Below are 20,168 nucleotides of genomic sequence, written 5' to 3'. Positions count from 1 at the left end.
CAAGGAGGCCACCACCGCAAAGGTGCCAGTCCCCTTTGTGGTGGTTTTTGTTTTTGAGAGAGGGGCGGGGCGCTGATGGACGTCCGTGCGGACGGCGATATTGCCGAGAACTTTTGGTGGCGGCGTACAACGCTGACGCGTCGCAGCCCTCTGTATGACGCCTGCGTATCGGCGGGGCTGCTAGCCGCGGCGACGATTGTGGGCGCGCTGCTCGACCATCCGGGGCTCGCGCCGAGCATCATGATCGTCTATGTGTTCGCCGTGCAGCTGTGCGCTTTCTTTACCTGGAGCCGCCTGTACTGCCTGCTGAGCTCGGCTGCCGCCGTGGCGCTCTACAACTTCTTGTTTGTCGACCCGCGCTACGCGCTGTCGTTTATCGACCGCGTCTATCCCGGCATGTTCTTTATCATGTTTGCGGTCTCGCTCGTATCGAGCTCGATCGCGCTGGCCCTGCGCCGCGCCTTGGCGCAGGCTGCCGCCAGCGACCGTCGCACGCAGATGGTGCTCGAGACCAACCGCATGCTGCAGCGGTGTGGCGATCAGCAACAGATTGTGCACGCTATGGCAACGCAGCTGGCGCGTCTTTCGGACTGTCCGGTCGTGTGGTATAGCGCCGATGCCGATAACGATGACCTGCTGCCGCGCACGACGTACACGGCCGTGGGCGATGCCGCGCCGGTACACCAGCTGGCGCCCCAGATGCCGCTGCGGCTCTCGGCGTCCGCCTATGTGGGAACGCCACTCGATGCCACCTATGGCGCCTCGGCGTTCTACGGCATATACCTGACCGTGCGCTCGGGCGACACCATGGTGCGCGCGGGCGATCCCGCCTCGGTGGTGGGGGTGTTCGCCATTGTCGCCGAGCCCGATGCGCTGACGCCCGAGGAGCGGACGCTTGCCGATGCCATCGTGAGCGAAGGCGAGCTGGCGCTCGATCGCGCCCGCGCCATGGAGGCTCGCGAGGAGGCGGCGGTGCTCGCTAAAAACGAGCAGCTGCGCGCCAACTTGCTGCGCTCCATCTCGCACGACCTGCGCACGCCGCTTACCAGCATTTCGGGTAATGCCGACGTGCTGCTCGACCAGGGCTCGACCGGCACGGCCGTGCTCGACGACCAGACGCGCCGCGGCATGCTCCTATCCATTCGCTCGGATGCACTGTGGCTCAACGCCACCGTTGAGAACCTGCTCGCCATCACCAAGCTCGAGGGTGGCGGTATGCACCTGTCGACCACGCTCGAGCTCATGGACGATATCGTCGAGGAGGCGCTGCGCCACGTAAGTCCGGCCGTGCGCGAGCACGACCTTAAGGTGGTGGCGTGCGATGAGCCGGCGCTCGTTAGCGTCGACGCGCGTCTGATGGTACAGCTCGTGGTGAACCTGGTGAACAATGCCATCACCTATACGCCCGCAGGCTCGCATATCGTGATTTCGATTGGCGTCGACGATGGGCACGTGACGTGCTCGGTGGCCGATGACGGGCCGGGCATCGCGCCCGAGGACCGCGAGCGGATCTTTGAGTCGTTCTACACCGCCAACCATGGTCTGGCCGACAGCCACCGCAGCGTGGGCCTGGGTCTTTCGCTCTGCCGCTCCATTGCGTTGGCGCATGGCGGTAGCATAGAGGTTGCCGCGGCGGACCCGCACGGCTCGGTCTTTACGATTGAGCTTCCCGCCGCCGATGTTTCGTTTGATAAGGAGTAGCGCCGTGCCGAACTCTGCCGTAAAACCGCTCATCTTGGTCGTTGAGGACGATCCCGCCGTCCGCAACCTTATCGTTGCCGCGCTCGAGGCGCACGGCCTGCGTCATATGGCTGTGGAGACCGCCCATGCCGCCATCGCCGCCGCCTCGTCGCAGGCACCGAGCATTGTGCTGCTCGATCTGGGCCTACCCGATATGGATGGCGTCAAGGTGGTGGAGTCGGTGCGCGCATGGTCGGGCATGCCGATCATTGTGGTCTCGGCGCGCAGCGAGGACGCGGACAAGATCCGCGCGCTCGATGCCGGCGCCGACGACTATCTGACCAAGCCGTTTTCGGTCGAGGAACTGCTCGCGCGCATTCGCACGACGCTCAGGCGCCTTTCGTATGCGCAGGCGGGCGGCGTTGCCTCCGAGGGCTCGTTCGATACCGGTGAGTTGCATATCGATTTTGATGCCGGTATCGCAACGATGGACGGCGAGGAATTGCATCTGACGCCGATCGAGTACAAGCTCTTGTGCCTGCTGGCGCACAACGCCGACAAGGTGCTGACGCACCAGTTTATCTTGCACGAGATTTGGGGCACGGCGACCAAGAGCGACCTGGCAAGCCTGCGTGTCTTTATGGGCACGCTGCGCAAGAAGATCGAGTCCGATCCCGCGCACCCGCGCTATATCCAAACGCACGTGGGTATCGGTTACCGACTGGTCACCCAAGGCTAGATCGCCAACCATCATCCCAATATGAGCCGCGGTGAAATACGGTCTAAAACTGCCTAATTCCAGGCAAAACAGTCCGTATTCCACCGCAACTTTGTTATTTGCCCTTGGGCTTGCTGGCGTAGAACTTCTTCTTTTTGAGCTTGCCGGTGGGGGAGGGCTTGCCGGCAAAGTTGGACTTGCCGTTGCCGGCCTGTGCATGCGCGGGTGCCGCTGCACGGGGCTTGCGGGCTTCGGGGTTGCGCAGCTCCTCGGTTCGCTCGGCAATCTCCTCGGCACTAAAGCCGACCTCGGCCATGGCATCCTCGATGGGCAGGCGGCGCACGATGTAGCAATGGTGCACCTTCTGGTTGCGCGCGAAGTCCTCGGGGATGGTCTGCGCCGTAATGTCCTCCAACACGACGCCCGCGCGCGCGAGCTTGCGCGTTTCGGGGCGGAAGCCGCGCAGGTTACAGCTAAAGATGGCGTGGCCGCCCTGCGCGAGCAGGCGCGATACGCCGGCCAAAAGCTCAACATGGTCGCGCTGAACATCCCAGGTGCGACGGCCCATCTTGGACGAGTTCGAGAACGTGGGCGGGTCGACAAAGATCAGGTCCCAGCGGTTGCGCGTCTGGCGCTGGTCGCGAATCCAGGCGAGCACGTCGTCGCGCACAAAATGATGCTGCGGACCAACAAAGCCGTTCTGGCGCATATTGCGCTCGGCCCAGTCCAGGTAGGTGTTGGAAAGGTCGACCGTCACGGTTTCCTCGACGCCGCCGTCGGCCGCATAGCAGGTAGCGGTGCCGGTGTAGGCAAACAGGTTGAGGAAGCGGCGTGCCTGCTTGGCGTGCTCGCGCACTAGGTTGCGGGTGACGCGATGATCCAGGAAGATGCCCACATCCAGATAGTCGTCAAAGTTGACGGCAAAGGTAAGGCCGCCCTCTTCGATGAGCGGCAGGCGACGGCGCGCGATGTTGGCGCGTTCGCCCGATGCGCCCTTGCCGGCGCCCTGCTTGCCGTACTGCGAGCCGCCGCGCGAGCGCATGCGGGCCTTGGCGTGCACGTGCTCGGCCGGCACGTCCAGGATACGCGGCGCGATGGCCAGAATGTCGAGCATACGGGCCTGGGCCAGTGCGGGGTCGATGGTCTTGGGCGCGGCGTATTCGGCGATGACGAGCCAGCGGCCCGGCGTTTGCGGGCAACCCTCGTACAGATCGATGGCGGCGGAGTAATCGGGCAGGTCGGCATCGTAGACGCGGTAGCAGGTAACGCCCTCGCGCTTTGCCCACTTGCGACGCAGACGGGCGTTCTTGCGCAGGCGGTTGGCGAACTGCTCGGACTCGGGGATGAGCACGGGCAGTGGCTTGCCGTCGCCCAGGTCGAGCGTGGCAGCGGGCTCGGGCATGGGGGTATTGGCGGCTTCGTCTTGGGCATCCGCGGTCTGCTCCTCGGCATTCGCACTGGTCGCAGCTTCGAATGCCGCGGCGGCGTGGTCGAGAGAAGGCCAGACTTCGACGGTCGCCTCTTCGTTGTTGGGCATGACGGCGATGGAGCGCTCGGGCTCGGCGTGGAGCGCGCGGGCCAGCAATCCGTCGCGGGTGAGTGCGGCGACCGGTGCCGCGGCAAGCTCGGGCGCGCGGCGCAGCTCGCCGACCAGCGTCATGGCATCGTGCATGAGCGAAAGCGGCGTCTCGGTCGTATCCGCGACCACGGCGGCGCCGGCGACAGCGCCTGCATGGTCCAACACGGTGGCTGGCTTGGCAGCGCAAAAGTCGACAAAACGCTTGTAGCCGGCGCACTTGACCATGCGCTCGGCAGTCTTGCGGGCGGCGGGGTCGATGTCTACGGCCACGATGCGCGCCTGTCGCTCGCGTGCTGCCGTCTCGCGCTCGCGCGCCTCGGCAAGCAGTTGCTTCCACAGGGCGGCGTCGTGCAGCTGCCAGCCCTCAAAGCCCCAGTGCTCGCGTGCGGTACCCGGGGCGCGGTCGGTCAGAATGTTCACGGCCTCCAACAGCAGACCGCCGCCGGCGCATGAGGCGTCGATCAGCGTGGGCAGGGCTTCGTTTTCGTAGTCGTCGGCCGTCAGCTCGCGCTCGCACAGTGCGGTCCAGCCGACCTGCGACAGCACCAGGGCGGCGTAGTCGGGGCGCAGCACGTGCGCGCCCTCGCCGGCGCGGGTCGCGGCGGGCGGCAGGCGCTTGAACAGCGGGTCGCCCGAAAGGTCCAGGCTTATGCTCGCACGGCGCTGGCGTAGCGAAAGCAGCAGGTGGACATCGGGGTCGGCAGCATCGACATCGGCGCGACGGCCCGTGGTCTCGGCCAGGCGATCGCACAATGCGTCCTTGGCGCGCAGGGCCGAGAAGCGCGTGTTGCGCAGCTGCTCGGTCACACCACGGGCAGTGATGGCAATGGTGGCGCCGGGGCGGACGATGTTTTCCCAGGCAATGTCGTAAACGCCGTCGTACAACGCATCGGCATCCTGCGCCTCAAAGCGCCCAAGTACCACAAACACGCGGCTGGCCAGGCGCGACCACAGACAGGCGCGGTAGCCTTCTTCGAGCTCGCCCTCAAACGTAGCGCGGCCCTTCAGGCGGCGGACATGCGAAAGCCCGAGCCACTTGAGCTCGTCGGCGAGTGCGGATTCAAAGCCCTCGGGGCAGCTTGCATAAAATTCCATGGGTGACCTCTCTGGTTGCGTCGCTCCATTATATGATGGATGCTTCGTTTGCCATCGCCCTCGAAAGGAACCCATATGATTGATGCGTGCCCCTTGATTCCCATTTTCATTGCAACGGCCTCAGGACTCGGGGCCTCGCACAGGCTCCCGCCGCCTTACAGAACTGAAAGCTGGGCGTAGGGCAAATCTATGGCACGTGACCTGCGATTGCTCGGCCATAGATGGCGTAATCGAGGCTAAGGGAGTGCATCATGCGCAAGGGAAACGAGAGCTGGTTCTGGCACGCGAACGACATGGTGGTGACGGGCGACATGAACCCCGTGGTCCGCGTCCTGTGGGCCGCGCTCATCGTAGGCATCGGCGTCGCGACGATGGCCACGCTCTGGATCGTCACGAGGTAGCGCGCCACGAACGGATGACGAGGCACGCGGCGCATGCCACGCTGGCGGAACCCTAGCCTCGCTGCTGGACAATCTGTTCGATGAGCTTCGCGACGGAGTCCTCGGCTGCGTTCCCGATCAGGTGATGGGCCGCGGCCTTCGCCTCTGGCATCGCGCCCGCGACTGCGTAGGAGTTCGGCACCTTTTCGAGGAGCGTCACGTCGTTTTCCGAGTCTCCGATAAAAGCGACCTCGTCCAGCGTGACCCCAAGGCTGCCGAGAAGCGCGTCGAGTCCGTTTACCTTGCTCCAGCCAGCCGGAACAACATCGAGGAAGAATGGGACGGGCGAGGGGGAATCAAGTTCTGGGCAGGCTTCCTTGCATCGACTCCGAACGACTTCCGTCGGGGCGGAGCTGACGTTGACGAAGATGCCGGCGGTTATGACGTCACGGTTCGTGGGCACGTCTCCGAGCGCCATGTCTCTTCCGGAGTCCTTAACGACTTCCAGGGCGAATTCGTCGCCAGGCTCGACGGCGCAGAGGAACTGCTCGCAGCGCTTGCCTGTCTCATCGACATCGGCGACTAGCCAGAGTGACGTCCCCGCGTAGGGGCGTACAGCGCTATCGAGCTTGACGAGGGCCTCCGTCGAGAGCGTCTTTTTGAACACGAGTTCGCCGCTGGAGAAGACCTTCTTTCCGTTGGCCATGATGCCGGTCGAGAAACAGCGCGCGTCGCCGTCAAAGGCATCGGCCAGGTCGGCGTAGTCGCGCCCGCTTGCGGGGCCGAACGCGATGCCCGCATCGAGCGCCGAAAGAATCGCGCTGTGCGTGCGCTCCGATACGACCCTTGAGCCAAACGGCAACAGGGTCCCATCCATGTCTGCGAGGATGAGCTTTATCAAGGGGTCCTCCCGTTTCGGTCTGGGCATCGGTGCGCCGGCGTGCGTCGTCCTAGCTGTATTGCTTGTCTCCCATGAGATTCTTCGAGATGATCCTGTTAAACTCTACCGGGTCATCCCAGCAAGAGGTCAGGAAGAGGAACAGCAGCTCGATGACGAAGTTGATCGAGCTGTGCGAGAAGGCGATCTCGGTTCCGGTGATGGCCTGATCTCGCGAGATGGCTCGGATGATATGCGTGGCACGCTTCGCGAGCGGCGTATCCGGGTTGTCTGTGATCATGATGATGGGGGTGTTCGAATCCTCGGCAGAGTCGAATATGTTGACGAGGCGCTTCGAGTATCCGGACGTCGAAATGACGAGCAGAACGTCATTCTCCTTGAGGCTGGTTGCGACGGAGACCATGGCTTCGGTGGTACTGGGGCAAAACGCTCTGACTCCAACCTGCGAGAGCTTGAACGCCGCGTTTACGCCCATGTTAATCGAGTTGCCGACGCCCGCGATCAGGACGAGGTTGGCGTTGTGGAGCAGATTGACGACTGCCGAAAAGTCATCGGAGTCAATGAGCGAGGCGGTTTGGGAGAGCTCCTTGACCTTGTGAGACAGGACGTACTTGATGGAGCCCTCGACGTCGTCCAGAGTAATCCTGCCGTCCGTGGCCTTTTCTTCGCCGGATGCCCTGCTGATGGATATGCCGAGCGCCAGACGCATGTCCGAATAGGTTCGGTAGTCAAGCGTCCTTGCGAATCTCGAAACAGACGCCGGTGACGTACCGGTTTCTGCGGCGAGTTCGCGGACGGTCATCGTTGCGACATCCGACGGGTGGTCGAGCACATACGTTGCGATTGCCTTCTCCGAGGGGGATAGGCTGCTCATGACCGCGCAGATGTGGCTGAGCACATCTCCTGTCTTATCCATGGTTACTCCTTGGTCCTAGCTTGCTTTGTATCTTAGGTCAAGAGAGGTGAAAAATAAGCAAAATGTTTCATCAGCGGTGAAATAGCGTTTCACCGCTGATTTCCTACCGTTCACGGTAAATCGGTACTTCCTCGGCGCAATCTCAGCTTGAGCTGCTATCTTATGAGCCGTGAAACAACGGCACGAAAACGATGAAACAACAGAACATTGTTTCAACGCCTCGCAACTCCGTTTCACGCTAGATGGTGAATCACTTCGAAGCCCAGACAGGCACCCGGCGAGCAAGAAGGGAGAAGCACGATGCACAACGCCAAGACAAACGCAAGCATGACTTCGCTGTTCTTCGCGAACGTACTCTACTGGGTCTGCGCGGGTGTGTACTCGCCGTTTCTCTCCGCTCACTACACGAGCCTCGGCCTCAGCGCGGCCCAGACCGGCATTCTCCTCGCGGCGACCCCGGTGTGTGCGCTCGCCATCCAGCCGCTCTGGTCGACGATCGCCGACAAGCTCGGGCGCCGCCGCGCGGTCATCGTGGCCCTCTGCCTTGCGGCGGCGGTACTCGCTCCGCTGTATTACCTGGCGTCGACGTTCGTCCCGGTCCTTCTCGTAACCTTTGCATTCTCGGCGTTTTTCTCGGGGCTCCTGCCCCTGAGCGACTCCCTCGTCATCGAGCTCGCGGATCGCTCTGGCCTGGACTTTTCTCGCATTCGCATGGGTGGCACTATCGGCTATGCCATCGTCGTCCTGATCGTCGGTCGGCTGCTCGACATGGCTCCTCAAATCCAGTTCACGGTGGTCTCCGCCGCGCTGGTGGTCTTCGCGGCTCACATGTGGCGCCTCCCCGAGGCGGGAATTCGCGCCAATGCCGCGGACGATCCCAAGGTCTCCCACGGAAAGGGCCTCCTCTCGCTGTTCACCAGCAATGAGATCGCCTTCGTCTTGGTCTTCGCCTTCATCAGTTCGGCCGCGATTGGCTTCATCGGGGCGTTCTTGGGCCGCTACGCGGTCGAGCTTGGCGAGGGTCAGAACCTCGTGGGCGTCCTGAGTGCGGTCTCCGCTGCGAGCGAGATCCCCATCCTGCTCGTTTCCTCCAAGCTGGTCAGGCGCTTCGGCGAGATGAACCTCCTGATCTTTTCCTGCTTCATGGCGGCGCTCAGGCTCGTGCTTGTGGGCACCGGCATCGTCCCGGTCATGGTCTGCGGCCAGCTGCTGCAGAGCGTGAGTTACATGACCGTCTACTACTCCTGCGTTACCTACATTGCCAACCACACTTACGAGGATTGTCGCGCTCGAGGTCAGAGCGCCTTCGCGATGGTCCAGAGCGGTCTGTCCGTCGTGGTTGCGAACCTGTTTGGCGGTTGGGCGTGCGATGCGCTCGGCACGCACGCGGGTTTCCTGGCCTTCGCCCTCGCTTCAACGATTGCTGCAGTCGCTGCTCTTGTGGCGTACGTGCTATGGCGTCGAAGCGCGGCGCCGCAGCCTGAGGGCCAGGCGGCCGCATAGGCTCCACCGCGCCTCGCAAGCGCCTGCCTGCCTCGCGCTTCGCTTCGTGTTCAACCAGCTGACGAGCTGAGAACTGTCCGATCCAATGATTATTCAGGTGAAAGGAAGACAAAGATGTCACTCATCAAGGTCAACGAGCTTCTTCAACATGCGACCGAGCACCACTATGGCGTGCCCGCGATTAACGTCATCAATACGGAGACCATCCGTTATGCGATCCAGGCCGCCGAGGATGAGCACATGCCCATCATCATCCAGTACTGGCCTGGCTTCGAGGACCACTGCGCCCTCGACATCATCGCCTTCGCCGCCCGCTATTACGCCGAGCGCGCGAGCGTGCCCGTCGCCGTCCACCAGGATCACTCCGCTGGTTACGAGATCGCCGTCAAGGGCGTCAAGGCCGGCTTCCCATCCGTCATGGTCGACGGCTCCTCACTTCCCTATGAGGAGAACTTCCAGCTCACGAAGGACGTCGTCCAGGTCGCCAAGATCTTCGACGTCGACATCGAGGCCGAGCTCGGCCATGTCGGCAACGGCTCTGACGCCAACGACTTCGTGAACAGCGACCACTACACCGACCCGAACCTCGCCGAGGAGTTTGTCGAGGGCACCGGTTGCGGCTCGCTCGCCATCGCCGTCGGCAATGCCCACGGCCCCTATGTCAAGGTCCCGAACCTCGACATGGAGCGCATCAAGGCCTGCAGGGAGGCCGTCAGCGTCCCCCTCGTCATGCACGGATGCTCCGACATCCCCGACGAGCAGCTCCAGGAGGCCGTGAACCTCGGCATGAGTAAGTTCAACATCGCCACGGAGTACTTCCGTTCCATGTACCGCGCCTTCGAGAAGGACATCAACTCCGGTAAGAACGACGGCAACGGCATAGGCCTCCTGATGGACGCCGCCCCCGACATGCGCGCGTTCGTCGTCAGCAAGATCCAGCTTCTGAACCCCAACCACTATTCGCTCTAGGAGAGACTCGATGAAGAAAGTTCTTGTCGCGTCGCACGGCCACCTCGCAAGCGGAATCAGGAGCTCGATCGGAATCCTGACCGGCATGGCGGACATGGTGGAGGCAGTTGACTGCTACGTGGACGACTCCGATTTCACCCCTCGCATCCAGGCCTTTATTGACTCGGTGGGCCCTGAGGACGAGGCCATCATCTTCACCGACATCTACGGTGGTTCCGTCTTCCAGAAGGTCGTCCTTATGGAGCCGGAGAAGCGCGGAATCGTCCACGTCACCGGTATGAACCTCGGCCTCGTGATCGAGACGCTCCTCGGCGCCGAGCCGGTCACGGCAGATTCGATCAAGCAGAGCGTCGAGCTGGCGAGGGCGACGATGCAGGTCGTCGAGCCTCCGAGCAAGGCCGCGGACAACGAGGAGTCCGAGGGAGACTTCTTTGATTAGAGAGTACTAACAAGTAGAGAGAGGAAGCAATGATTGTTCAGGTTCGAGTCGATGACCGTCTGATTCACGGACAGGTCGCCCTGGTGTGGACCAAGGAGCTCAACACCACCAGGATCATCGTCGCCAACAAGCACGCCGTGGAGAGCGACGCCCTTCGCATGACGCTTTCCATGGGTACGCCGGCGGGCCAGAAACTCCTCGTCAAGGACGTTCCGGATGCCTGCCGCATCGCGAACGATCCGCGCGCGGACTCCATGCGCATCTTCGCGCTCACCAACTGCGTGCGTGACGTGCTTGAGCTCGTTAAGGGCGCGCCGGGCAAGATTGAGGGCGTGAACGTTGCCAACGTCGGCCGCTTCGACAAGTCCGATCCGGATAGCAAGGTCGCCCTCAACTCCACGATCATGCTCAACCCGGATGAGCTCGAGGCCGCGAAGGAGCTTTGCGAGCAGGGTATTCCGGTTTTCCATCAGCTTATCCCGTCCAATCCCAAGACTCCTCTCAAGAGTCTGATCGAGGCGGCGGGGAAATAAGGGGATTTGGCCAGGCGGCCAAATGAAATGAAAGAAAGGAAGTCAAATGGTTGGGTTGGCAATAATGGCCTGGTTGACCGTGCTGATTTGCTACGGCGGCAACTGGGTTCTCGGTCAGTGCATGATCGAGCGTCCTCTCGTGGTAGGTCTCGTTGCGGGCCTCCTGATGGGCGACGTCAAGACCGGTGTCATCATCGGTGCCTCTCTCGAGGCGATCTTCATGGGCGCGGTTAACATTGGTGGCGCTATCTCCGCCGAGCCTGTTACCGCGACCGCCCTCGCCGTCGCCTTCACCGTTGGCGCTGGTATCGACCAGGGTGCCGCCATCACACTGGCCGTTCCCGTGGGCGTCGTCACCGCATTTCTCTCGATCTTCATGAACAACGTGTTCCTCGCGTTCTTCGCAGCCACCTTTGACAAGATGGCCGCCGAGGGCAACGAGAAGGGCCTCGCGCTTCAGCACTTCGTTCTCTGGTTCGTTAAGTACGCCGCCTTTGGCCTCATCGCCTTCCTCGGCGTTTACCTTGGCGCCGAGCCCGTTGCCGCCATTGTCAACCAGATTCCGGCCAATGTCATGAGCGGCCTCAACGCCGTGGGTGCCCTCCTGCCCGCCGTTGGTATGGCGCTCCTGCTCCAGATGCTGTGGAGCACCGAGCTCAGCATCTACTTCTTCTTGGGCTTTACGCTCTACCAGTACCTCGGCCTCCCGATGATCGCCATCGCAGTTCTCGGTGTCATCATCGCGGTTGCCTCCGCCCTCCGCGACAAGGAGATCTTCGATCTCACCAAGAAGGGAGTGGCCACCCAGGCCGTTTCCGGCGACTCTGTAACCAGCGACGAGGAGGATTTCTTCGCATGAGCAACCTGACCAAGAATGTGAGCCCTGAAGACAAGAAGATGCTCAACAGCATTTTCCTGCGCTCCTTCTCCGTGTTCGCTTCCTGCGCCGGCGGTTCCGTCAAGGCTGGCGCCGACGGCTGGCTGTACTCCGTCCAGCCCGCGCTTAACCGCTACTACGCCGATGACCCCGAGGCTCGTGCCGACGCCATGAAGCGTCACACGACTTGGTACAACATTACCCAGAACGTCGGCACGTTCGCCATGGGCCTCGTCGCCTCCATGGAGAGGGAGAACTCGCAGCACGAAGACTTCGACACCGAGTCCATCGACGGTATCAAGGTCTCCCTGATGGGCCCGATGTCCGGCATCGGCGACGCAATCTTCTGGGGCGTCCTGCGTGTTATCGCCGCCGGCATCGGCATTAACCTCGCCATGAGCGGCTCGCCCCTCGGCGCGATCATGTTCCTGCTGATCTACAACATCCCGTCGATCCTCTGCCGATACTTCATGACCTACCTCGGCTTCAGCATGGGCACCAACTTCATCTCCGAGATGTACGAGGGTGGTCTCATGAAGCTCATCACCAAGGCGACCTCCACGATCGGCCTGGTGATGATCGGCGCCATGACCGCGGCGAACGTCCAATTCAACACGATCCTGTCCATTCCGGTTCAGGACTCCGACCCCGTCATGATCCAGACCTACCTCGACTCGATCTTCAAGGGCATCGTGCCTCTGGGACTTACGCTCGTCGTCCTCTGGCTCCTGCGCAAGAAGAACGTGAACGTCAACATCATCCTGGTCGGCATCATGGTTCTGGCGCTCGTCCTCGGCCTCGTGGGCATCGTGTAAGGCGGTTTCCGGATCATCCGAAGCCTGTTCAAGGCAATTCCTGGCGGCACGCGATCGAGGACATTCGACGCGTGCCGCCCCATTAGAAGGAGAGAATATGCGCTACACGCACCTCAAGAACTCCGACGTTGACGTCTCCCAGCTCGCCGTGGGCACCTGGGCGATCGGCGGCGACTCCTTTGGTGAGAACGATGACGCCGCCAGCATGTCCGCCATCCGCACCATGCTCGATCACGGCGTCAACCTCATTGACACCGCGCCGTGCTATGGCAACGGCGCGTCCGAGAAGGTCGTCGGCAACGCGCTCAGGGGCGTCGACCGAGAGAGCTACCTGCTCTCGACCAAGGTTGGCCTGATCACCAGCGCCGCCGGCTATGACCGCGACTCTTCGTTCAAGAACATCATGAGGGAGGTCGAGAGCTCGCTGCGCAATCTCCGCACCGACTACATCGACTTCTACTTCGTGCACTGGCCCGACGCCAAGACCCCGTTCTCCGAGACGATGTGCGCCCTCCAGCTCCTCAAGGAGCAAGGCAAGATTCGCCACATCGGCGTCTCCAACTTCACGACCGAGATGATCGAGGAGTGCGAGAAGGTCGCTCAGGTCGACGTCCAGCAGCCGCCCTACTCCATGGTCGACCGCTCCTCCGAGGACCTTATCAAGTGGGGCTACGAGCGTGGCATCGACTCCTTCACCTATGGCTCCCTTGGCGCGGGCATCCTGTCGGGCAAGTTCCGCGAGCTGCCGAAGTTCGAGGAGGGCGATGTTCGTGGCGGCTTCTACGACTACTTCCAGGAGCCCAAGTTCTCGCGCGTCCAGGAGCTGCTCAAGGTCATGGACGAGATCGCCGAGGCTCATGACAAGCCCGTGGCACAGGTCGCCGTGAACTGGAGCACCCAGAAGGAGTACGTGGGCACCGCGCTCGTTGGCGTGCGCACGGACGCCCACGCGATTCAGAACTGCGAGACGTTCGAGTGGGAGCTTTCCGCCGATGAGATGGCCAAGCTTGACGCCAAGCTTGACGAGCTGAAGATCGGCTAGCCATGGGCACCGAGGAGAGGAAGTACCCCACTTCCGAGCTTGAAGTGCTTGAGCGTGGATCTAGGGAGGTCGTGGAGCCCAACGGGCTGAAGCTCCTGCTGAAGCCCGTGCCGGGAGACGAGCGCGAGCGCGTGCTCGATCCGCGCGTCTACGCGCGCGCCCATGCGAAGCTCGCCGCCGGCCCGGCGCCGGCGGGGCCGGTGGACGTGATCGCGTGGCGCTCCGCTCCCAACAAGGAGACCCATGTCGTGAGGGGCTCGAACGTCGCCAAGAAGACCGTCGTCATGAACTTTGGCGACAGGGGCATTCCCCTGCACGTCTTCACGCCCGAGGGCCACGGGTGCGGCTCCGCCGCGCTCGTGTTCATCCACGGCGGCGGCTTCATGGTGGGCAACATTGGCCAGTACGAGAACTGCCTGCGCGACATCGCGGAGCGAACGGGCTGCGTCGCGATCTACCCGGAGTACCGCTTGTCTCCCGAGACGATGTTCCCCGGTGGTGTCGAGGACTGCGTGAAGACGCTCGACTGGCTTGTCGAGCATGCGGATGAGCTGGGTGTCGACGCGACGCGGGTCGCCGTGGCTGGCGACTCCGCGGGCGGAAGCCTGACCAACGCCGTCGTCCTCGACGGGTCCCATGCGGACAGGATCAAGCTCGTGGCCGAGCTGTATCCGCTCGTCGACGGCGGCCCTGTTCCGGAGGAATGGTCCTATGACCTCTATGAGATCGTGAACGACCAGAGGGCCGAGGCTCTGAGCAGGGTGGATCGCATCCGCAACGCCAACGACGACCTGCCAGTGATGTATACCAACGGCAATGCGGAGGAGATGCTCGACCCGAGGGTGTCTGCCCTGTTCGCGGAGGACGTGAGCGCGTTCCCCCGCACGGTCATCATCTCTTCCGAGTATGACTACCTGCGCTATCAGGACGAGCTATTCGCGAAGAGGCTGCAGGATGCGGGCGTTGACGTCACCGCGATTCGCTATCGCGGCTGCGACCACGGCTTCTTCGAGATGTACGGCGTGATGCCTCAGGCTGAGGACGTCTGCCGCGTCATCTCCGAGGAGCTTGCGAAGATCTAGGGGCTCGTCGCGGCGGCCTCCTGGACGAGTGGCGGTCCGGCGGGATGCTAGGTGCGTCCCGCCGGACCTTTGCGTTGACGGGCGCGTGCCGCTTGCCGGAGGGCGTGTGTGGGGTTCGCTTCGGCGGTGCCGGATTAACCGGGAGATGCGTTTACCGCCGCTCTTCCAAGTGAGCCCAGCAAACAAATCGCGAGTTGAGCCCCAAGGGCATCGACAAGGGCGTGGGCCTGGCGCGGGCGCTGGCGTATCTGGGTCGCGCTGGCAACGAGCGCACCTTTGGCTTTGGCGATTCGGGCAACGACCTGGGCATGCTCGCCGCCGTCGAGACGGCTGTCGCCATGGGCAACGCCATGCCCGAGGTCAAGGCGATCGCCGACTACGTGACCGACGACGTCGCACACGACGGCACCGTCACAGCGATGCAGCATTTTGGGTTGATTTAATAAATGGCCGGGTCGCCCGCAGTGGGGGCGACCCGGCCATTTGAGCTATTTTGCAATATAGAGCTTGGGATGACTGCGACTGCTCTCGATCGCCGCCGTCATGATGCCCTCGTCGTCTCCATCAACGATGATGCCGTCGAGGTCATCGATCTGCGCGGACTGATAAAAACTGGTCTTGTTGAACTTTCCCTGGTCAACCATCATGTAGCCCTGGTTTGAGTTGGTAAGGTACATATGCTTGATCATGGCCGAGAAGTCGTGCTCGACGGTAAAACCGTGGTCGGGGTGGAATCCGTCAGCACTGACAAACGCCTTGTCGGCATGTAGTTTGCTCATGCAGTCGAGCGTCAGTGCGCCCGCGAGATAGAGGTGGCCCTTGCGCACGGAGCCGCCCAGCAGCACTACCGAAGCATTGGGGAGATTGAAGCTGGCGTAGTTCGCGATTGCAAGATCGCCGGTGATAATGGTGATCTCACGCTTGTCCATGAGGGCCTTAGCGAAGTAAAAGCCTGTGGTGCCGATATCAATTACCAGAACATCGCCATCATCAACAAGAGTTGCTGCGGTTGCGGCGATGGCCTCCTTGGCCTCGACTTGGACATTGATGCGCTCCTCGGGATACGAGATTGCGTTGGAGCGAGAAAGCGATACCGCTCCGCCGCGTACGCGACGCAGCTTGCCTTCGGATTCCAGCGAGATGAGGTCGTGTCGTGCGGTGACTTCCGAAACCGAAAAACGGCGAACGATGTCGGATACCGAGATATTTGGCTTTTCGGCCAGCCAATTCATGATAAATCGCTGACGCTCGGCCGGTGAAAGGTCTGAAGTAGATGCCATATGCCGCTCCTTTTGAACAAAAGGTAAAAGATGCGCCTTTCGTAATCGAAATATAACGTATCGATATGAAAAGAACAAGGCAAATTCGAATGAATCAAAAGAACGGAATGGCATGTCACAAATGCATGCGTAGCAGATAGTTCGCACGTAAACGGGCTATAAAGAGTCTCATTCTGAAGGTGCCGCCCAAAAGAAGTACGTTCACGCCCGATATTCGACCGTTCACGGAAAGTTGACAATTGAGCTTTCGATAGCTTTTGAAATGGTTTATAAAAGAAAACCGAAAAGCTTTTGAAACAAAGAAGAAGGCTTTCGATAGCAATAGTGTTAGATGAGAAAGGACCGAACATGGCGATCAAGGTGTTTGCCGACGGCGCTAACCTCGAGGGCATGCTTGACATGCATGACAATGGCAACGTTCAGGGCTTCACGACCAATCCTTCCCTTATGAAGGCCGGCGGCGTGACCGACTACCGCGCTTTTGCCAAGACGGTTCTTGAGCACATTACTGATGTGTCGGTCTCTTTTGAGGTATTCGCCGACGACGAGGCGGGTATGGAAGCCGAGGCTCGCGAGATCGCAACCTGGGCAGACAACGTCTACGTTAAGATCCCGGCGCTCAACACCAAGGGTGAGTCCACTGCCGCGCTGGTCAAGCGCCTTTCTGCCGACGGCATCAAGGTGAATGTCACCACTATCTTCACGCCCGAGCAGGTCGACGAGTTTGTCGATGCCGTCTCTGCTGAGACCCCCTCTATTCTGTCCATCTTTGCCGGTCGCATTGCCGATACCGGCGTCGATCCGCTGCCCCTCATGGCGGAGTCCGTAAAGAAGGCTGCCGTTAAGCCTGCTGCCGAGGTTCTCTGGGCGTCTACGCGCGAGGTCCTCAATATCTTCCAGGCGGAGTCCGTTGGCTGTCAGATCATTACGGTCCCCAATGCCCTTCTTGCCAAGCGCAAGAATTTCGGGAAAGATTTGCTTGAGTACTCGCTTGATACGGTCAAGGGCTTTGCCCGCGACATTCAGGCGCTTGGTTTTCATATCCTGCCCGAGGAGTAGGGGACGAGCATGCTGACCGATCTTCTTAAGCCCGAGCTTGTTGCCTGCCACGTCGAGGCCTCCGACTGGGAGGAAGCGATCAAGGCATGCGGTAAGTTGCTCGTAGACGCTGGCAAATGCGACCAGAGCTATGTTGACGCCATGATTTCATCGGTTCACAAATTCGGCCCCTATATGGTCTTGGAAGAGGGCATCGCCATGCCCCACGCTCAGGCAGATGGCAATGTGAGTGAAGCGGGGATCTGTATCGTCACGCTTGACCCTGCCATTGCGTTTGGACACGAGGATTTCGATCCGGTTCACGTGCTCGTGGGTATTTGCGCACCCGACCCCAAGGCTCATCTTGGCTGCTTGGCGGAGCTTTCGCAGATGTTCGAGGACGAGGACTGCGTTGCCAAGCTCAGCGCATGCGATACGCCCGAGCAGGTTTTGGAGACCATGCGTTCATTCTTTTAGGCCTTAATGGCACGGCGATGCGTCGCCGCTTTTGGATAGACGGAAAACCGTCACGTGTAGGAGAGGAAGGTTGCCATGCATATCATCACCGTATGCGGAAACGGCATCGGGTCCAGCCTGATGCTCGCTGGCAAAGTCGAGGAGCTTTGCGAGGAGGAGGGCATCAAGGCCGACGTTGAGTCTATGGACCTGAACGGTGCTTCTTCCGCAAATCCGGATCTGTTCATCACCGTTAAGGAACTCGCCCCCGAGCTCCACGGCAACGTTGTGATCGTTCGCAGCTATGTGAACAAGAAGAAGATCCGCGAAGACGCCCTCGAGGCAATCAAGGCGGCCGCCGCTAACGCCTAAAGCGGCACAAAAAAGGGCGGTTCCCTGTGGAAGAGGGAAACGCGCCCACGTTAGAGAGAAAGGAAGCGCAGATGCAAGCCATCCTTCCCATACTTGAGTTTATCCAATCGATTCTGACCAAGCCAGCGTGGATTATGGGCCTATTTGCCTTTGTGGGCCTTGTCGCGCTTAAGCGTCCTGCCCACAAGGTGATGACGGGCACCCTGAAGCCCATTCTTGGTTACATCATGCTGTCCGCCGGCGCCGCTGTTGTTCAGGAGAACCTTGCTCCGCTGGGTACCTTCATCGAGACCGGTTTCCACATCACCGGCGTCGTGCCCAACAACGAGGTCGTTGTTTCGATGGCTCAGAGCGTCCTCGGCGTTCAGACCATGATGATCCTGATTCTCGGCTATGTCGTGAACATTATCATTGCCCGCTTTACCAAGTTTAAGTACATCTTCCTGACGGGCCATCACAGCATGTTTATGGCCTGCCTGCTGTCTGCCGTTCTGCAGGCATCTGGCTTCCAGGATGTCCAGCTTGTCATCGTGGGCGGCATGTTCCTGGGCCTCGTGAGCGCTATGCTTCCCGCCGTTGGTCAGCGTTTCACCGAGAAGGTTACCGATGGCGATGAAATCGCCATGGGCCACTTCGGTTCACTCGCCTATTACATCTCCGCTGCAGTCGGTACGCTTTTTGCTAAGGACGCCGAGGAGAACAGCACCGAGAAGATCGAGGTTCCCGAGAAGTTCGCCTTCCTGCGCGACACTACCATCTCCACGGCTCTTACCATGGCCTTCTTCTACCTGGTTACCGCTTTCGCCGCTTACATCGCAGATCCTGCGGTCGTTACCAAGACCGCTGGCGGCGACAACGTGATTGTCTATGCCCTGACCTGTGCCCTGTCCTTTGCCGTTGGTGTCACCATCGTCTATAACGGCGTTCGTATGATCCTTGCCGACCTGGTCCCGGCTTTCCAGGGCATCTCCAACAAGCTGATCCCCGGTGCCATCCCCGCCGTCGACTGCGCCGTCTTCTTCCCCTATGCTCCCACCGCCGTCATCCTCGGCTTTGTCGCATCCTTCATCGGTGGCGTGGTCGGTATGTTCATCGTGGGCGCTACCCTGGGCATCTTCATCATCCCGGGCATGGTTCCCCACTTCTTCTGCGGTGCTACCGCAGGCATCTACGGCAATGCTACCGGCGGTCGCAAGGGCGCAGCTCTTGGCGCTTTCGTCAACGGTCTGCTCATCACCTTCGCCCCGGCCCTGCTCCTGCCCGTTCTTGACGTCTTTGGCTTCAAGAACACTACGTTCGGCGACTTCGATTTCTCCGTCATTGGTATTACGCTTGGCCGCGCTGCCGAGGCCTTCGGTACCACCGGTGTCTACGCGATTCTTGCTGTCCTTCTGATCGTCGCCTTCGTCCCCAACTTCATCCACACCAAGGGTGCTGTGATCAATCACGTTGAGGAAGAGTAATCCAGGCATACGTTAAGCCCTAATCGGGCGGAGCTCCGATAACCGGCTCCTACACGGAAGCGGTGACGTCTCAAATGAGGCGTCACCGCTTTTTGTTTTGGACTGGTTGTGAAAACGCACCGGTGAAGCGCTGTCTCTGCGCCGCGAACGGAATCAACCGCGATGATCAGCAAAAACGTTTTGCCGCTGGGGTGTCGATATAAAAATGGTAAAACTGCAAAACCGTTCGCCGAGAAGATGAAAACCCGCAGCTCACGCCTTGATAAACGTAGGTAAAGTGTTTAGCAGTTTATCGGCCGTATGCTAACGAAAGGAATCAGGCAGATGGCAATCAAGGTGTTCGCTGACGGTGCAAACCTCGAGGGCATGCTCGACATGTACGAGAACGGCAACGTTCAGGGTTTCACGACCAACCCGTCCCTTATGAAGAAGGGCGGCGTGACGGATTACCGCGCGTTTGCCAAGGAGGTCCTGGCCCACATCACCGATGTGTCCGTCTCGTTTGAGGTCTTTGCCGACGACGTCGAGACCATGGAGGTCGAGGCCCGCGAGATCGCTACCTGGGCCGAGAACGTCTACGTCAAGATTCCGTGCGTGACTACCAAGGGCGAGTCCACCGCCGAGCTGGTGCGCAAGCTTTCGGCCGATGGCATCAAGGTCAACGTCACCACCATCTTTACGCCTACGCAGGTCGACGAGATGGTCGACGCTGTCGACGCCGAGACGCCGTCCATCATCTCGCTCTTTGCCGGCCGTATCGCCGACACGGGTGTCGATCCCATTCCGTTTATGACGGAGTCGGTCAAGAAGGCCGCCGCCAAGCCCAACTGCGAGGTCCTGTGGGCGTCCACGCGCGAGCTTATCAACATTTACCAGGCGCAGGCCTGCGGCTGTCAGATCATCACGGTGCCCAACAGCATCCTGGCCAAGCGCAAGAACATCGGTCGCGATCCGTACGAGGTCTCGCTCGATACCGTGCGCGGTTTTGCCAAGGATATCGCCTCGCTAGGCTTCCATATCCTGCCGTAACGCG

General features: G+C 60.9%; 20 protein-coding genes and 1 pseudogene. 17 read left to right on the top strand and 4 right to left on the bottom strand.

All coding sequences use genetic code 11. From position 1 onward, the window contains the following. Positions 1–75 precede the first annotated feature (75 nt). Together DXC79_RS06580 and DXC79_RS06575 are read left to right on the top strand one after the other, a co-directional pair. Positions 76–1,701, top strand: coding sequence for an ATP-binding protein (locus DXC79_RS06580; RefSeq protein ID WP_117635583.1), 1,626 nt, complete (start codon positions 76–78; stop codon positions 1,699–1,701). Between the two features lie 4 nt (positions 1,702–1,705). Then, positions 1,706–2,419 carry a response regulator gene (locus tag DXC79_RS06575; protein ID WP_199665671.1) on the top strand — a complete coding sequence of 238 codons (714 nt, stop codon included), beginning with the start codon at positions 1,706–1,708 and terminating at the stop codon, positions 2,417–2,419. A 94-nt stretch (positions 2,420–2,513) separates the two neighbouring features. Here the strand turns inward: DXC79_RS06575 and rlmKL are convergent, their stop codons facing one another. After that, a complete protein-coding gene (gene rlmKL / locus DXC79_RS06570; RefSeq protein WP_117635581.1) occupies positions 2,514–5,072 on the bottom strand; it encodes a bifunctional 23S rRNA (guanine(2069)-N(7))-methyltransferase RlmK/23S rRNA (guanine(2445)-N(2))-methyltransferase RlmL in 2,559 nt (852 codons plus the stop codon). A gap of 251 nt (positions 5,073–5,323) precedes the next feature. On the opposite strand from rlmKL, the gene DXC79_RS10050 reads away from it, so the two are divergent. Further along, a complete protein-coding gene (locus DXC79_RS10050; RefSeq protein ID WP_158549343.1) occupies positions 5,324–5,473 on the top strand; it encodes a hypothetical protein in 150 nt (49 codons plus the stop codon). A gap of 52 nt (positions 5,474–5,525) precedes the next feature. Here the strand turns inward: DXC79_RS10050 and DXC79_RS06565 are convergent, their stop codons facing one another. Continuing rightward, on the bottom strand, positions 5,526–6,353 hold the full coding sequence (locus tag DXC79_RS06565) for an HAD hydrolase family protein (protein ID WP_158550982.1): 828 nt from the start codon (positions 6,351–6,353) through the stop codon (positions 5,526–5,528). 49 nt (positions 6,354–6,402) lie between these two features. Beyond that, complete coding sequence (locus tag DXC79_RS06560) at positions 6,403–7,266, bottom strand: MurR/RpiR family transcriptional regulator (protein ID WP_117635579.1); 864 nt, start codon at positions 7,264–7,266, stop codon at positions 6,403–6,405. Positions 7,267–7,566: 300 nt separating this feature from the next. Between DXC79_RS06560 and DXC79_RS06555 the strand changes: the two genes are divergently transcribed. The 9 genes and pseudogenes from DXC79_RS06555 to DXC79_RS06515 form a co-directional block, all read left to right on the top strand. Beyond that, positions 7,567–8,769 (top strand): MFS transporter, encoded by a 1,203-nt coding sequence (locus DXC79_RS06555; protein WP_117635578.1) that lies wholly within the window; start codon positions 7,567–7,569, stop codon positions 8,767–8,769. A 114-nt stretch (positions 8,770–8,883) separates the two neighbouring features. Then, positions 8,884–9,738 (top strand): class II fructose-bisphosphate aldolase, encoded by an 855-nt coding sequence (locus tag DXC79_RS06550; RefSeq protein ID WP_117635577.1) that lies wholly within the window; start codon positions 8,884–8,886, stop codon positions 9,736–9,738. A 10-nt stretch (positions 9,739–9,748) separates the two neighbouring features. Beyond that, on the top strand, positions 9,749–10,177 hold the full coding sequence (locus DXC79_RS06545; protein WP_117635576.1) for a PTS sugar transporter subunit IIA: 429 nt from the start codon (positions 9,749–9,751) through the stop codon (positions 10,175–10,177). 29 nt (positions 10,178–10,206) lie between these two features. Beyond that, positions 10,207–10,710 (top strand): PTS sugar transporter subunit IIB, encoded by a 504-nt coding sequence (locus DXC79_RS06540; RefSeq protein ID WP_117635575.1) that lies wholly within the window; start codon positions 10,207–10,209, stop codon positions 10,708–10,710. A 64-nt stretch (positions 10,711–10,774) separates the two neighbouring features. Then, positions 10,775–11,569 (top strand): PTS sugar transporter subunit IIC, encoded by a 795-nt coding sequence (locus tag DXC79_RS06535; RefSeq protein WP_199408662.1) that lies wholly within the window; start codon positions 10,775–10,777, stop codon positions 11,567–11,569. Further along, positions 11,566–12,402 carry a PTS system mannose/fructose/sorbose family transporter subunit IID gene (locus DXC79_RS06530; protein ID WP_117635573.1) on the top strand — a complete coding sequence of 279 codons (837 nt, stop codon included), beginning with the start codon at positions 11,566–11,568 and terminating at the stop codon, positions 12,400–12,402. The genes DXC79_RS06535 and DXC79_RS06530 overlap by 4 nt, the downstream gene beginning before the upstream one ends. A gap of 97 nt (positions 12,403–12,499) precedes the next feature. Next, complete coding sequence (locus DXC79_RS06525) at positions 12,500–13,444, top strand: aldo/keto reductase (RefSeq protein ID WP_117635572.1); 945 nt, start codon at positions 12,500–12,502, stop codon at positions 13,442–13,444. 2 nt (positions 13,445–13,446) lie between these two features. Continuing rightward, positions 13,447–14,526 carry an alpha/beta hydrolase gene (locus DXC79_RS06520; protein WP_117635571.1) on the top strand — a complete coding sequence of 360 codons (1,080 nt, stop codon included), beginning with the start codon at positions 13,447–13,449 and terminating at the stop codon, positions 14,524–14,526. A 191-nt stretch (positions 14,527–14,717) separates the two neighbouring features. Further along, positions 14,718–14,969 (top strand): annotated as a pseudogene (locus DXC79_RS06515) (HAD family hydrolase); the annotation flags it as partial. Between the two features lie 45 nt (positions 14,970–15,014). Here DXC79_RS06515 and DXC79_RS06510 read toward each other — a convergent pair. After that, positions 15,015–15,806, bottom strand: coding sequence for a DeoR/GlpR family DNA-binding transcription regulator (locus DXC79_RS06510; protein ID WP_158548938.1), 792 nt, complete (start codon positions 15,804–15,806; stop codon positions 15,015–15,017). Between the two features lie 348 nt (positions 15,807–16,154). Here DXC79_RS06510 and DXC79_RS06505 point away from each other — a divergent pair, with 348 nt between their 5' ends. From DXC79_RS06505 to DXC79_RS06485, 5 genes are all read left to right on the top strand, one after another. After that, a complete protein-coding gene (locus DXC79_RS06505) occupies positions 16,155–16,865 on the top strand; it encodes a transaldolase (protein ID WP_117564350.1) in 711 nt (236 codons plus the stop codon). A gap of 9 nt (positions 16,866–16,874) precedes the next feature. Next, the gene (locus tag DXC79_RS06500) at positions 16,875–17,321 is read left to right on the top strand and encodes a PTS sugar transporter subunit IIA (RefSeq protein ID WP_117564351.1); all 447 of its coding nucleotides are present in this window, start codon (positions 16,875–16,877) and stop codon (positions 17,319–17,321) included. A 75-nt stretch (positions 17,322–17,396) separates the two neighbouring features. Further along, on the top strand, positions 17,397–17,672 hold the full coding sequence (locus tag DXC79_RS06495) for a PTS sugar transporter subunit IIB (protein WP_022094539.1): 276 nt from the start codon (positions 17,397–17,399) through the stop codon (positions 17,670–17,672). A 71-nt stretch (positions 17,673–17,743) separates the two neighbouring features. After that, on the top strand, positions 17,744–19,135 hold the full coding sequence (locus tag DXC79_RS06490) for a PTS ascorbate transporter subunit IIC (RefSeq protein ID WP_117635569.1): 1,392 nt from the start codon (positions 17,744–17,746) through the stop codon (positions 19,133–19,135). A gap of 324 nt (positions 19,136–19,459) precedes the next feature. Further along, the gene (locus tag DXC79_RS06485) at positions 19,460–20,164 is read left to right on the top strand and encodes a transaldolase (protein WP_233503037.1); all 705 of its coding nucleotides are present in this window, start codon (positions 19,460–19,462) and stop codon (positions 20,162–20,164) included. Positions 20,165–20,168 lie beyond the last annotated feature (4 nt).

It is taken from the genome of Collinsella sp. TF08-11AT (genome assembly GCF_003437035.1).
GTDB lineage: Bacteria > Actinomycetota > Coriobacteriia > Coriobacteriales > Coriobacteriaceae > Collinsella.
The sequence above is the reverse complement of the archived record's forward strand: the minus strand, read 5'-3'. Positions and strand labels throughout refer to the sequence as shown.

Excerpts from the sequence above, each read along its gene's own strand:
- DXC79_RS06580 (WP_117635583.1), top strand. The coding sequence starts at position 76 with ATGGACGTCCGTGCGGACGGCGATATTGCCGAGAACTTTTGGTGGCGG.
- rlmKL (WP_117635581.1), bottom strand. The coding sequence starts at position 5,072 with ATGGAATTTTATGCAAGCTGCCCCGAGGGCTTTGAATCCGCACTCGCC.
- DXC79_RS10050 (WP_158549343.1), top strand. The coding sequence starts at position 5,324 with ATGCGCAAGGGAAACGAGAGCTGGTTCTGGCACGCGAACGACATGGTG.
- DXC79_RS06560 (WP_117635579.1), bottom strand. The coding sequence starts at position 7,266 with ATGGATAAGACAGGAGATGTGCTCAGCCACATCTGCGCGGTCATGAGC.
- DXC79_RS06555 (WP_117635578.1), top strand. The coding sequence starts at position 7,567 with ATGCACAACGCCAAGACAAACGCAAGCATGACTTCGCTGTTCTTCGCG.
- DXC79_RS06550 (WP_117635577.1), top strand. The coding sequence starts at position 8,884 with ATGTCACTCATCAAGGTCAACGAGCTTCTTCAACATGCGACCGAGCAC.
- DXC79_RS06545 (WP_117635576.1), top strand. The coding sequence starts at position 9,749 with ATGAAGAAAGTTCTTGTCGCGTCGCACGGCCACCTCGCAAGCGGAATC.
- DXC79_RS06540 (WP_117635575.1), top strand. The coding sequence starts at position 10,207 with ATGATTGTTCAGGTTCGAGTCGATGACCGTCTGATTCACGGACAGGTC.
- DXC79_RS06535 (WP_199408662.1), top strand. The coding sequence starts at position 10,775 with ATGGCCTGGTTGACCGTGCTGATTTGCTACGGCGGCAACTGGGTTCTC.
- DXC79_RS06530 (WP_117635573.1), top strand. The coding sequence starts at position 11,566 with ATGAGCAACCTGACCAAGAATGTGAGCCCTGAAGACAAGAAGATGCTC.
- DXC79_RS06525 (WP_117635572.1), top strand. The coding sequence starts at position 12,500 with ATGCGCTACACGCACCTCAAGAACTCCGACGTTGACGTCTCCCAGCTC.
- DXC79_RS06520 (WP_117635571.1), top strand. The coding sequence starts at position 13,447 with ATGGGCACCGAGGAGAGGAAGTACCCCACTTCCGAGCTTGAAGTGCTT.
- DXC79_RS06510 (WP_158548938.1), bottom strand. The coding sequence starts at position 15,806 with ATGGCATCTACTTCAGACCTTTCACCGGCCGAGCGTCAGCGATTTATC.
- DXC79_RS06505 (WP_117564350.1), top strand. The coding sequence starts at position 16,155 with ATGGCGATCAAGGTGTTTGCCGACGGCGCTAACCTCGAGGGCATGCTT.
- DXC79_RS06500 (WP_117564351.1), top strand. The coding sequence starts at position 16,875 with ATGCTGACCGATCTTCTTAAGCCCGAGCTTGTTGCCTGCCACGTCGAG.
- DXC79_RS06495 (WP_022094539.1), top strand. The coding sequence starts at position 17,397 with ATGCATATCATCACCGTATGCGGAAACGGCATCGGGTCCAGCCTGATG.
- DXC79_RS06490 (WP_117635569.1), top strand. The coding sequence starts at position 17,744 with ATGCAAGCCATCCTTCCCATACTTGAGTTTATCCAATCGATTCTGACC.
- DXC79_RS06485 (WP_233503037.1), top strand. The coding sequence starts at position 19,460 with ATGGCAATCAAGGTGTTCGCTGACGGTGCAAACCTCGAGGGCATGCTC.